The following is a 13,472-nucleotide window of genomic DNA, read 5'->3' on the forward strand; positions in this document are numbered from 1 at the left end:
AACATGGGAAATGAAAAAATTGTTTTAGCATATTCAGGTGGTTTAGATACGTCAGTTTGTATTAAATGGTTACAAGAGAAATATAACTATGATGTGATTGCGCTTTGTCTTGATTTAGGAGAAGGAAAAGATGTAGAAGCAGTCCGTCAAAAGGCGCTCGATTTAGGGGCAATTAAATCATACATGATTAATGCAAAGGATTTGTTTGCAAATGAATATATTGTACCTGCTTTAAAAGCAAACGCTCTATATGAAGGGAAATATCCATTATCATCTGCTTTATCACGACCCTTAATTGCAAAATTATTAGTCGATGTAGCTGAAAAAGAAGGGGCAGTCGCAGTAGCTCATGGTTGCACAGGGAAAGGAAATGATCAAGTTCGCTTCGAAGTTTCTGTCATGGCGTTAAATCCAAATCTTAAAGTAGTTGCTCCTGTTCGTGAATGGGGTATGACTCGTGATGAGGAGATCCAATACGCACATGAAAATGGTGTACCAATTCCAGTTGATTTAGATAATCCATTTTCAATTGATGCAAATATTTGGGGAAGAGCATGTGAAGCAGGTGTATTAGAGAATCCATGGAATGAAGCCCCAGAAGAGGCATTTGATTGGACAAATGCAATACAAAATACTCCTAATGAACATGAATATATTGAAATTGAATTTTTAAAAGGTGTTCCTGTTGGTTTAAACGGTAAAACTATGAATCTTGTTCAATTAATTGAAGAATTAAATGAAATAGGTGGCAAACATGGAGTCGGAAGAATTGACCATATTGAAAATAGATTAGTAGGCATAAAATCCCGCGAAGTATATGAAAATCCAGCGGCACTTATTTTAATAAATGCACACAAAGAATTAGAGTTTTTAACGTTACCACGTGAAGTAACCAATTTTAAGGTGAATATTGAACAACAGTTTTCAAAAATACTTTACGATGGATTATGGTATTCACCATTAATGGATGCTTTAAATGCATTTATTAATACAACACAAAAAACAGTTACTGGCGTTGTTCGAGTAAAACTATTAAAAGGTAGTCACACAGTAGTTGGTCGAAAATCGGATTATAGTTTATATAATGAAGAACTTGCAACCTATTCAAAAGGTGACATGTTTGATCATAACGCTGCAGTTGGATTCATTAAACTCTGGGGATTACCAACAAAGGTTTATAGTGAAGTGACAAATAAAAATACAGTTTTAACGAAATAAATAATCGTTCGAAATAAGGGAGGAAGCTATGTCGAAACTTTGGGGCGGGCGTTTTACGAAGGACACAAATCAATTAGTAGAAGAATTTACAGCATCAATTGAATTTGATCAATTAATGGCTAAGGAAGATATCGCTGGAAGTATCGCTCACGCAACTATGCTTGGTGAGTGTGGAATTATTGAAATCGATGAAGCAGAATTGATCATAGAAGGTTTAAACAATATCTTAAGTAAAATAGAACAAAATGAAGTTCAATTTAGTATTGAAAATGAAGATATTCATATGAATATAGAAAGTTTGTTAATTGATGAAATCGGACCAATTGGAGGTAAACTACATACAGGACGTAGTCGAAATGACCAAGTTGCTACTGATATGCACCTCTATTTGAAAAATAAAACTTCTTATATAGTTGATTTAATCGTGGAAGTACAAAATAAAATCATAAACCAAGCAAAAAAACATGTGCATACGATTATGCCTGGATATACTCATTTGCAAAGAGCGCAGCCTATTTCATTTGCACATCATCTACTTGCGTACTTTTGGATGTTAGAGCGTGACAAAGGAAGATATATTGATAGCTTAAAACGAATAGACATCTCTCCACTAGGTGCAGGCGCATTAGCTGGGACAACATTCCCGATTAATCGTAATCGAACAGCTGAAATACTTGGGTTTAGTGATATTTACCAAAATAGTTTAGATGCAGTAAGCGATCGAGATTTTATAGTAGAATTCCTATCAAATTCATCACTATTAATGACGCATATATCAAGACTTTCTGAAGAACTTGTTATTTGGTCAAGCCAAGAATTTCAATTTATCGAATTAGACGATGCTTTTTGTACCGGTTCGAGTATTATGCCACAGAAAAAAAATCCGGATGTTCCAGAATTACTACGAGGTAAAACTGGTAGAGTATATGGAAGTTTAATCGGGTTATTAACTGTTTTAAAAGGTTTGCCTTTAGCCTACAACAAAGATATGCAAGAAGATAAAGAAGGTATGTTCGATACAGTATATACAGTGGAGGGAGCACTACAATTACTATCAGGGATTATTGATTCAATGAAAGTAAATGAAAGTAAAATGTATGGGGCAGTTAAAAATGATTATTCAAATGCAACTGACCTTGCAGATTATTTAGTGAGAAAAAACATTCCATTCCGACAAGCTCATGAAATTGTTGGGAAAACTGTACTATATGCAATTGAAAACCACAAATTTCTAGGTGAATTAAAGCTAGAGGAATATAAAAAGATTAATAATGTGTTTGAAGAAGATATTTATCACACATTAGACCCAAAAACGGTGATGGAAGCAAGAATAAGTGAAGGTGGAACTTCATCAAAAGAGGTTTTGAAACAAATACTCAAAGCTGAAGAGTGCTTATACTTAACTGTCTAATATGGTATAATTTGTAAGCTGTCTGAAACGTCCAGTTCATTTGGACGTTTTTTTGCGTTTAAATAAATGAATTCTTTTTATAAAATTAATAATTTCAGTTTATTTATGCAAATACTAGAAGTAGTTTCTAAAAAAAGGTAGGTATATTATGAGCACGAAAGAAAAAAATAGCGTTTTTAGAGCATCAGAAGGTATTGCTCATGCTGTATTTGTTATGATCGGTATTGGTTCATTGCTTGAAAGTATTGGAAGAATTTTTCATTTTGAATCCTTAATGACAATTGGATTTTCAACTAAGCTTTTAATGGCACCTGCAATTGGAGCGGGTATAGCAGTATTATTAGAATCAAGTACTCTAATCATATTCTCTGCAATGTCCGCTGCTTTAATAGGTTCTGGAGCATTATTAATGGTGAATACAGCGATGACAATTAAAATGGGCGAACCAGTTGGAGCTTTATTGTCAGCTTTAATTGCCATTTTTATAGGAAAAGCTGTTCAAGGTAAAACGAAATTAGATTTAATGATTGTACCTTTATTTTCAATTTTAATAGCCGGTTTAATTGGATTATATTTATCAAAGTGGATTTCTCCTATCTTAATAACCGTTGGGAATTTTATTAAAGGTTCGACTGAAGGATCACCGATAATCGCTTCGATAGTATTAGCTGTCGTATGGGGGATATTAATCGTTTCTCCAGCATCATCTGCTGCTCTTGCGATTGCGTTAAATCTCGATGGAACAGCAGGAGGAGCGGCGCTTGCAGGCTGTGCAGCACAATTTGTAGGATTAGCAGTTATATCAGCAAGAGAAAACGAGCCAGGAAGTATTTTAGGTCTCCTAATTATTACACCTAAATTACAGCTACCTAACGTAACAAGAAATATCAAGATACTCATACCTACAACTGTAGCAAGTGCTGTAGCTGGACCAGTATCAGCATTCTTATTTCATATTGAAGCACCAAAAGAAATAGCCGGTTTAGGCTTATGTGCACTCGTTGCACCAATGAATTTATTATCTACATATGGAAGTTCAATTATTGTGCCAATGCTTGTGACATATATTTTAGTTCCAGGAATAGTTTCGTATATCGTGTACATATTCTTAAAGAAAGCTGGTATGATTTCGAGCGGAGAACTAAAAATAGTATAAAAAAAGAGGGTGTCCCAAAAAAGTTTGTGACATCCTCTTTTTGTAGTCAGAAATTAAAGATAGTGTAGTGGTGGTATAGTTTGATCTGCAAATAAATTCCGAGAATCGTAATTAAAATTAGTAAAACTGCAATTAAATCTAAAAGTATCGCAAATAAGAAGTGATTCTCTGCAAATAAATGTGGAAATGTTGCAAAAAGATGGTGAACTGCAAATAAATTCTGAGAATCGCAAATAAAATTGGCAAAATCGCAATTAAAATTCGAAAATCGCAAATAAAATTGACAAAATCGCAAATAAAATTCGAGAATCGCAAATAAAGTGAAAAATTACCTATACCAGTTATAGTATTATGAGCTAAAAATTAGGGTTTTTTATATGAAAATCGCAAATTGTACTCTATTTCTTTCAAAATCAACTGAAAGATGGATAGAAACCATCTACTAATAAATAAAAAGGTAGATTATTTCAGCTACAAATGAAAAGTACCTTCAAGATACCCCCACTTAAGCGAGAATGCAAACTTCGAAACCTACATCCATTTAAATAGCGATTTTTCTTTTATTCTTTTACTCTGAAAGTAGATGAACCTTTTTTATTTATTCATAAAAAACAATTTTAAGCCAATGCCTGTAAAAATTGTACCTTGTGCCAGATTAATAATGCGTGATGATTTTGCATTTTGTAATAATTTTTCTCCTAAGCTACCCGCAAAGATTGCTATAATAGAGAAAATAAGTAATGTAAGCACCATGAAAGTCAAACCTAAAATAATCATTTGAAGAGGTACAGAAATTCCGTTTTTATCAATGAATTGAGGTAAAAATGCTAAGAAAAATAACGAAACTTTAGGATTTAGTACATTCATTAAGAAACCACGTCGATATAAAGCAGGTAAAGTTTGTTTTTTTGGTTTAGTGAATGAGCCTACTTCACTACTTGAACGGAAAGCTTGGTACGCTAAGTAAAGTAAATAAAAAGCACCTAAGTATTTTAAAATTGAAAATGCTACATCTGATTTATATAGGATGGCAGATAATCCAATAGAAGCAGCAAGGGTATGGATTGTGACTCCAGAACAAAGACCACAAGCAGTAGCAATTCCTTCTTTTTTACCGTATGAAATACTTTGAGCCATAACAAAAATATTATCAGGTCCAGGTGCAATGATTAATAGCAAGGATACACCTATAAAAGATAAATAAATAGTTAAATCCAACTTAATCCCCCCTATAGATTTTTTTATTCTACTTTAACACAGAAAAGTGCAGGAAAAAATAGGAAAAGCAGGAAGTGCAGAAAAAGAAGGTAAAAGGAGAGAGTATAATGACTGAGAAAGAAAAAATGATTAGCGGTGAATTATATTTAGCTGGTGATCCTCAATTAGTTGAGGATCGAATTAATGCTAGACGATTAACTCGTGAATATAATGTAACAATCGAAACGGATAGTACTAAAAGGGAAAATCTTTTAAAACAGTTATTTGGTTCTACAGGGAATAGTATCTATATTGAGCCTACATTTCGATGTGACTATGGATACAATATACATGTAGGTGAAAATTTTTATGCGAATTTTGATTGTGTAATACTTGATGTTTGCCCGGTGCATATTGGTGTAAATTGTTTTATGGCGCCTGGGGTACATATTTATACTGCTACTCATCCGCTTGATCCAGTTGAGAGAGCAAGTGGGGCTGAATTTGGTAAACCCGTTACAATTGGAGATAACGTTTGGATTGGTGGAAGAGCAATTATTAACCCTGGTGTAAAGATTGGGAATAATGTAGTGATCGCTTCGGGTGCAGTTGTAACAAAGGATGTTCCGGATAATGTGGTAGTTGGGGGTAATCCAGCTAAGATTATAAAAGACATTAAATAAAAGCTCTAGATGGAGGACAGCATGATCTACATTTTACTTCTAATCATTTCGGCTGTAATGATTTTAATGTATATGTTTATTGAAGCTCATTTAAATATTGTGAGAAAACATGAATTTTCATTTTCAACTAATCAATTAGAAAAGCCGATAAGAATATTTTTTATTTCAGATATTCATAGAAGAAAAGTACATTCTTCTATTATTAAAAAAATGATTAACAATGTAGATTATGTGATCATTGGTGGGGATTTATTAGAAAAAGGAGTTCCACTAAAAAGAATAGAGCAAAACATTGAGAATTTAAGTAGATTAGGAAAAGTGTATTTTGTGTGGGGAAATAATGATATAGAAATTGAAAAGAAGGATTTAATGACTATTTTTACTAAGTGGAATGTAGTTGTTTTAAAAAATTCAGCTGTTATCTTAAATCATTCTCAAACAGAATGGGCGTTAATCGGAGTGGATGATTTGAATACTGGGAAAGTAGATATTGATCGTGCCTTTGAAGGAACGAACCAGACTGGTTTTAAATTATTGGTTAGCCATAATCCGAGAATAATGAAGTTATTAAAGAGGGATCTGGGAGTATCGCTTGTTTTAAGCGGACATACTCATGGAGGACAAATAAGGATTTTCGGATATGGACCATATGAAGCAGGAAAAACACATAAGGTTAAGGGCATGACACAGCTTATTAGTAATGGATATGGAACAACAGCTTTACCGCTTAGATTAAATGCTAAACCTGAAACACATTATATTTTAATCAAATAGATTAATTCAAAACATGAGAAGGTAACTTTCTCATGTTTTTCAGAGTGTTGTTAATATATATCGATCAATATGAAAAAAGGTCATTAAGTGGATTGGATAAAAAGTTTGTATTTTTGATAATCGATTAATGAATAGAAATGTTAATCTGTTTTGAGCAATATTTATTCACTCAAACTCAATCATTACTTAGTTCTTTTTCATTAGTTTAAAATATTTAATACTAATTATTAGAAAAATAAATTTCAAACTGATTAATATTTAAATAGTTTCTTAATGAATACTTATATTGATGAATAAGTTGATTGGAACGAAAGGATGCTCGACTCCTATAGGAAATGCGGAAAGGCTGAGACCCCGCAGGCTTGCCGAGGAGGCTCAGGTTTCGCCCCATGGAAAGCGAGAATCCTGTAGTGGAAATGAACATCACTTAACTTCCTTTACGAAAATTCAACAGCGTGAAAACATGAGAAGGTAATTTTCTCATGTTTTTTTGTTAATTACGCAAGTATGAGTTAGGATTGCTTAACTATGCCTAAGCAGGAGTGAATTATAATGATTAAGAATAATTTAACAAAATATGTTTCTTATATTAAAAGGTAAAATGTAGTTTTATGGCGAATAGTTATACTTGTAATTTTCTTTGGGGGCTAAAAGATGAAAAAAGTTTTAGTATTAGGTGGAACGAGATTTTTTGGAAAGAGACTTGTTCATAAATTAATCAGTAAAGGTTACGAAGTATCAATCGCTACAAGAGGAATTACAGAGGATAACTTAGGAGAAAAAGTAAATCGAATTACAATCGATCGAAAAAATCCAGAGACGTTAAAGAAATTGAGTAACGAAAATTGGGATCTGGTTTATGATAATATTTGTTATACTCCAAATGAAGCGAAAGAAATAATTAAAATAGTAACAAATCATGTTAAAAAATATATTTTTACATCATCATTAGCGGTTTATAATGATGGGTTAAATCATGTAGAAAAAGACTTTGATCCATTTAATTATCCTATTGATTATAAAGAGAACGATGAATTTAGCTATGCTGAAGGAAAACGACTTTCTGAAGCAGTTTTGTTTCAAGAAGCAACTTTTCCAGTAGTAGCAGCTAGATTTCCAATTGTGTTAGGAGCAGATGATTATACTAAAAGACTGCTATTTCATGTTCATAAAATTACTCATAATGAAGAAATGATTATTTCTGATTTAAACAAAGAAATGACATTTATTGATTCAGATGAAACAGCTGAGTTTTTACTTTGGTTAGGTGAGAATGAATCAATCATAAGTGGCCCTTATAATGCATGTTCAAATGGCAGTATTACATTTAAGGAAATTATCGGGATATGTGAAAAAGAAATCGGCAAGAAAGCGATTATTCTTACTGAAGGTCCAAAAGAAAATCAGTCACCATTTGATGCATATAGTGATCAATCTTTAAGTAATGAAAAAGCTAAAACAGAAGGTTTTCAATTTTTAGAAGTACATAATTGGATGAAGAACTTAATCAAACAGTATTCTTCATTGTAAAAATTCACAAAATGTTCAAAAATAAGATTCCGAAATTTTGGAATTTCCAGGTTTTCGGAATCTTATCGAAGTGAAATTCCGGTATTTCGGAAAAAAACTTCACTTTAAAAAGTTTGAAAATTTTAAATTAACCTAATATTATTAGATTTATAGATTAAATCACATCCATTAATAACTTGGCACACTATTTGCTTGTATTTAAGAAGAAGGACAATATCTGAAAGGAGAAAAGTACAGCAATTAGTGAATTTAAATTAGTTAATCAATTTAAATGAAAGCGTTGTCAAAAAAGTACCAAAATGTGTAGATAACGAGGAGGTTATTATGGAAATCTTAATTATTTTATTGGCTTTAGGACTATTAATGTTTGTTGCGTATCGTGGATTTTCTGTTATTTTATTTGCACCAATTTGTGCTTTATTTGCAGTACTACTAACTGAACCAAGTTACGTTTTTCCATTCTTCAGTAATATTTTTATGGAGAAAATGGTTGGTTTTATTAAGCTTTATTTTCCTGTATTTTTACTTGGAGCAATTTTTGGAAAAGTTGTTGAAATGTCTGGAATTGCTGAGTCGATCGCAAAAACAATTATTCAATTAGTTGGAGCAAAAAGAGCAATTTTAGCGATTGTATTAATGGGCGCAATCTTAACATATAGTGGAGTAAGCTTGTTTGTAGTTGTATTTGCTATTTATCCTTTTGCTGCTAACTTATTCCGCGAAGGAAATATTCCAAAACGATTAATTCCTGGAACAATTGCACTTGGAGCGTTTACATTTACGATGGATGCTCTGCCTGGTACACCTCAAATTCAAAATGTTATTCCAACTACATTCTTTAAAACAGATATATATGCTGCACCATTTTTAGGAATTTTAGCAGCAATCTTTGTATTTTCAATCGGTCTTTGGTATTTAGAATCAAGACGTAAAAAAGCAGAAAAAGCTGGTGAAGGTTATTTAGGGTTTAACGGAGAGCTTGCTGCTACTCAAGAAACTCAAACTGAAGTTACTTCATTAACGACAGGTACTCCAACGCCAGTTTTTAAACAAATTTTAGCATTTGTACCATTATTATTAGTTGGATTTTCAAATAAATTTTTCGTTGTTTCATTCCCAAAATGGTATCCAAATGGATTTGATTTTAAATCAATTGGATTAGAAGCTTTTGGGGTAGTACAAATTCCTGCTGTTGTTGGTATTTGGTCAGTTGAATGTGCCTTGGTGATCGGGATTCTTACAGCTATGATTTATGGATTCAAAAAGATGCGTTTAAATCTACAATCTGGAATCAATGCAAGTATTGGTGGAGCATTATTAGCTGCAATGAATACTGGTGCTGAATATGGTTTTGGTGGAGTAATTTCTGCTTTACCAGGGTTTGGAGTAGTTAGTAAAGGAATCTCAAATACTTTCGCAGATCCATTAGTAAATGGAGCAGTAACGACTACAACATTAGCAGGTATAACAGGTTCGGCTTCAGGAGGTATGGGGATTGCATTAAGTGCAATGTCAGAGAAGTATATCGAAGCAATTAATAAGTACAATATTCCTCCAGAAGTAATGCATCGTGTTATTTCAATGGCGTCAGGTGGTATGGATACATTACCGCATAATGGTGCAGTTATTACATTATTAGCTGTAACTGGCTTAACTCATCGCCAGTCATATAAAGATATTTTTGCGATTACTATCATCAAGACAGTTGCAGTATTCTTTATCATTGCAGTATTTAAACTAACAGGGCTTGTTTAAACATGTTAAACTACTAATCTTACTTTTGAAGGGAGCAGTATTATGGGCAAGAACAAAGTGATTACATCAGTTGAAGAGGTTGTTTCACAAATTCAAGATGGAGCTACTATTATAGTTGGTGGCTTTGGACTTTGCGGTATTCCTGAAAAAATGATTTTAGCATTACGAGATAAAGGTACAAAGAATTTAACAATCGTAAGTAATAACTGTGGAGTTGACGATTGGGGATTAGGTCTTTTATTAGCAAATAAACAAATTAAAAAAATGGTTTCATCCTATGTAGGTGAAAATAAAATTTTCGAAAAGCAGTTTTTAAGTGGTGAGTTAGAAGTAGAACTTGTACCACAAGGAACTTTAGCTGAACGTATACGTGCTGGCGGTGCTGGAATCCCTGGTTTTTATACAGCTACAGGAGTAGGTACACCTATTGCAGAAGGTAAAGAGCATAAGGTATTTAATGGGAAAACATATTTATTAGAAGAGGGAATTACAGGCGACTTTGCATTTGTTAAAGCTTGGAAAGGTGATAAACAAGGAAATCTTGTTTTTAGAAAAACTGCGCGTAATTTTAATCCACTTGCTGCAATGGCTGGGAAAATTACTATTGCTGAAGTTGAGGAGCTAGTCGAAGTTGGAGAGCTAGATGCTGATGCAATTCATACACCAAGCATTTATGTACAACACGTTTTCCACGGTGAAACATATGAGAAAAGAATTGAACGCAGAATGACTACGGGAGTATAGGAGGCTAATAAAAATGAAAGATATTCGACAATTAATTATTCAAACTGCAGTTAAAGAAATTCAAGATGGCATGTATGTTAATCTTGGGATTGGTCTACCTACTTTATTAGCAAACTATATCCCAGAAGGTATTGATGTAATGCTTCAATCTGAAAATGGTTTACTTGGAATTGGACCTTATCCAACAGAAGCTGAAATAGATCCTGATTTAATTAATGCAGGAAAAGAAACGGTAACAGCGACTAAAGGAGCTTCGTATTTTGATAGTGCTGAATCATTTGCGATGATCAGAGGTGGACATATCGACTTAGCTATTTTAGGAGGAATGGAAGTCTCCGAAACTGGTGATCTAGCAAACTGGATGATCCCAGGGAAAATGGTAAAAGGTATGGGTGGTGCCATGGACTTAGTAAATGGAGCAAAAAAAATTGTCGTTGTAATGGAACATGCCAATAAATATGGAGAAAGCAAAGTCAAAAAAGATTGTACATTACCTTTAACTGGAAAAGGTGTTGTTCATAGACTGATTACTGAATTAGCAGTTTTTGATTTTACAGATAAAGGTATGGTTTTAGTAGAATGTGTTGGTGATACAACAATTCAAGAAATAACAGAAAAGACAGAAGCTACATTTACAATCAGTCCCAAATTATTAAACAATGTGAACTAAGTTAAAGGGGGACAAAAAAATGCAGCAAATGCTTTCTGAAAAGGTTGCGCTTATTACAGGTGCTGGTAGCGGTATTGGTTTTGAAATTGCTAAAACCTTTGCGGAGCAAGGAGCTTCAGTTATTTTAACAGACCTAAATGAAGAAAATGTTAAAAATTCGGCATCTTCATTACAAGAGCTTGGATATAATGCAATTGGATATGCATGTGACGTTACAAATGAAGAACAAGTAAAAGAAGTTCTTAGCCATGTAATCGACCGTTTTGGTAAATTACATATTTTAATAAATAATGCTGGATTACAATATGTTTCATCAATTGAAGAATTTCCGACAGAAAAATTTGAATTACTAATTAAGGTTATGTTAACAGCACCTTTTATTAGTATTAAACATGTATTTCCAATTATGAAAGAGCAAAAGTATGGTCGAATTATTAATATGGCTTCAATCAACGGATTAATCGGATTTGCAGGCAAAGCTGCATATAATTCTGCTAAGCATGGGGTCATAGGCTTAACAAAGGTAGCAGCATTAGAAGGCGCAAACGATGGAATTACGGTGAATGCAATCTGTCCAGGGTATGTTGATACGCCTTTGGTTCAAAATCAATTAGCCGATTTAGCAAAATCAAGAAATGTACCACTAGAAAGTGTCATTGAAGAAGTAATCTACCCGTTAGTACCTCAAAAAAGATTACTGTCAGTAAAAGAAATAGCAGACTATGCTGTATTTCTTGCTAGTGAATATACTAGTGGAATTACTGGTCAAGCAAATGTAATAGATGCAGGATATACAGTGCAGTAAAAGATTTAAGAGCAGGAAGAGTAGGAATGCAGGGAGAGAGTCCCTGCTTTTCGCCTTTCTTTTTACTAGTATTTCCTGACCCCTTTAATCCTGTCTTGAAAGGTTGAGATGATGAATAGCATGCTTCAAAGTCTTCCATATAGTTGGATACAAGAGATAATTAATCTTGCTATAGAATGGATTGTTGTTGTTAATCGAGATGGAAAAGTTATATATATGAATGAATCGTATTGCGAATTTGTTGGACGTTCTGCAGATGAAGTAATAGGAATGGATGTAACGGATGTAATTGAAAATTCTAGAATGCATATAGTAGCGAAAACTGGTCAAGCAGAAGTAGCAGAAATTCATCCGATAAAAAATACTGAAATGGTCGCAAATCGGTATCCATTGTATATAGAGAATGAATTAGTTGGTGCTGTTGGTACAGTAATGTTTCGAAACGCTCAAGATTGGATCGAATATTCTAAAAAAGTTGAACCATTAGTTGCAGAATTAAACTATTACAAAAAGAAATTTGAGAAGGAATTAGGTAGTAAGTATAGTTTTGAACAAATTATTGGCGACACTCCTGTCTTTATTGCTTCAAAACAATTGGCAGAGAAAGTGTCAGCAAGCTCGTCTGCAATTTTACTTTTTGGTGAATCTGGAACAGGAAAAGAGTTGTTTGCTCATGCAATTCACGACGCTAGTCCAAGAAGAAATTTTCCATTTGTTCGGGTGAATTGTGCTTCAATACCAGAACATTTATTAGAATCAGAGCTTTTTGGTTATGAAGAAGGCGCATTTACAGGTGCAAAACGTGGCGGAAAAAAAGGGAAATTTGAGATTGCGAACCGAGGAACAATTTTCCTGGATGAAATTGGCGATATGTCACTGCATATGCAAAGTAAATTACTGAGAGTACTTCAAGAAAAAGAAATTGAAAGAGTTGGAGGCAGCTCGCCTATTTCCATTGATGTTCGGGTGATTGCAGCAACTCATCGAAATCTTGAAAATATGGTAGTGTTAAAAGAATTTCGTCAAGATTTATATTACCGTTTAAATGTAATTAAAATTGACATTCCTCCGCTAAGATCACGGATTAATGATTTACCTCTCATTGCAAACTCGTTAATTAAAAAGCTTGAAAGGAAATTCCACCGATATGGAATTCAAATTTCGAATGAAGTTTTTCAAATTCTAAAATCACATCATTGGCCAGGAAATATTCGAGAGCTTGAAAATGTACTTGAGAGGTGTATAAATGTATTAAATGGTAAAGTGATTACACCTAAACAATTGCCTCTATATTTATATGAAAATCCAGTCAATCCTAAAATTGCATCAGATTTTGAAAATTCTACATCATTTTCGAATCATCAAAGTTCATTAAAATCTTTAAAAGAGATGATTGAAGATACAGAGAAAGAAGCAATTAAGCGAGCTTTGATCGAAACTCAGGGGAATAAAGTTGAAGCAGCAAAATTATTAGAAATCAGTAAATCAACTTTTTATGAAAAATGTAAAGCTTATCACATTTAATAGAT

General features: G+C 33.2%; 12 protein-coding genes. 11 read left to right on the top strand and 1 reads right to left on the bottom strand.

The annotated features are described in order from the left end of the window. The first annotated feature begins 3 nt into the window (after positions 1-3). The 3 genes from B7R67_RS12785 (at position 4) to B7R67_RS12795 (ending at position 3,785) form a co-directional block, all read left to right on the top strand. Positions 4-1,218 (top strand): argininosuccinate synthase, encoded by a 1,215-nt coding sequence (locus B7R67_RS12785; protein WP_088070995.1) that lies wholly within the window; start codon positions 4-6, stop codon positions 1,216-1,218. 28 nt (positions 1,219-1,246) lie between these two features. Continuing rightward, positions 1,247-2,629, top strand: coding sequence for an argininosuccinate lyase (argH, locus tag B7R67_RS12790; RefSeq protein WP_088070997.1), 1,383 nt, complete (start codon positions 1,247-1,249; stop codon positions 2,627-2,629). Positions 2,630-2,777: 148 nt separating this feature from the next. Further along, positions 2,778-3,785, top strand: coding sequence for a PTS sugar transporter subunit IIC (locus B7R67_RS12795; protein ID WP_088070999.1), 1,008 nt, complete (start codon positions 2,778-2,780; stop codon positions 3,783-3,785). Positions 3,786-4,379: 594 nt separating this feature from the next. On the opposite strand, the gene B7R67_RS12800 is transcribed toward B7R67_RS12795, so the two are convergent. Continuing rightward, positions 4,380-5,003 carry a LysE family translocator gene (locus tag B7R67_RS12800; protein WP_088071001.1) on the bottom strand — a complete coding sequence of 208 codons (624 nt, stop codon included), beginning with the start codon at positions 5,001-5,003 and terminating at the stop codon, positions 4,380-4,382. 104 nt (positions 5,004-5,107) lie between these two features. Here B7R67_RS12800 and maa point away from each other — a divergent pair, with 104 nt between their 5' ends. The 8 genes from maa to B7R67_RS12840 all read left to right on the top strand — a co-directional run bounded on the left by maa (position 5,108) and on the right by B7R67_RS12840 (position 13,467). Beyond that, positions 5,108-5,665, top strand: a complete 558-nt coding sequence (maa, locus tag B7R67_RS12805; RefSeq protein ID WP_088071078.1) for a maltose O-acetyltransferase — start codon at positions 5,108-5,110, stop codon at positions 5,663-5,665. A 21-nt stretch (positions 5,666-5,686) separates the two neighbouring features. Next, on the top strand, positions 5,687-6,439 hold the full coding sequence (locus tag B7R67_RS12810) for a metallophosphoesterase (protein WP_158095096.1): 753 nt from the start codon (positions 5,687-5,689) through the stop codon (positions 6,437-6,439). A 654-nt stretch (positions 6,440-7,093) separates the two neighbouring features. Beyond that, positions 7,094-7,969: an NAD-dependent epimerase/dehydratase family protein gene (locus tag B7R67_RS12815; protein ID WP_088071005.1), complete on the top strand. Its 876-nt coding sequence runs from the start codon at positions 7,094-7,096 to the stop codon at positions 7,967-7,969. Positions 7,970-8,293: 324 nt separating this feature from the next. Next, positions 8,294-9,724 carry a GntP family permease gene (locus tag B7R67_RS12820; RefSeq protein ID WP_088071007.1) on the top strand — a complete coding sequence of 477 codons (1,431 nt, stop codon included), beginning with the start codon at positions 8,294-8,296 and terminating at the stop codon, positions 9,722-9,724. Positions 9,725-9,766: 42 nt separating this feature from the next. Further along, a complete protein-coding gene (locus tag B7R67_RS12825) occupies positions 9,767-10,468 on the top strand; it encodes a CoA transferase subunit A (protein WP_088071008.1) in 702 nt (233 codons plus the stop codon). 13 nt (positions 10,469-10,481) lie between these two features. Continuing rightward, positions 10,482-11,138 carry a 3-oxoacid CoA-transferase subunit B gene (locus B7R67_RS12830; protein WP_088071010.1) on the top strand — a complete coding sequence of 219 codons (657 nt, stop codon included), beginning with the start codon at positions 10,482-10,484 and terminating at the stop codon, positions 11,136-11,138. 28 nt (positions 11,139-11,166) lie between these two features. Continuing rightward, positions 11,167-11,943 (top strand): 3-hydroxybutyrate dehydrogenase, encoded by a 777-nt coding sequence (locus tag B7R67_RS12835; RefSeq protein WP_088071080.1) that lies wholly within the window; start codon positions 11,167-11,169, stop codon positions 11,941-11,943. Between the two features lie 111 nt (positions 11,944-12,054). Next, positions 12,055-13,467 (top strand): sigma-54 interaction domain-containing protein, encoded by a 1,413-nt coding sequence (locus B7R67_RS12840; RefSeq protein ID WP_088071012.1) that lies wholly within the window; start codon positions 12,055-12,057, stop codon positions 13,465-13,467. The last annotated feature ends 5 nt before the right edge of the window (positions 13,468-13,472 follow it).

Origin of the sequence: Gottfriedia luciferensis (assembly GCF_002156865.1) — a bacterium.
In the GTDB taxonomy this organism is placed as follows: domain Bacteria; phylum Bacillota; class Bacilli; order Bacillales; family Bacillaceae_G; genus Gottfriedia; species Gottfriedia luciferensis.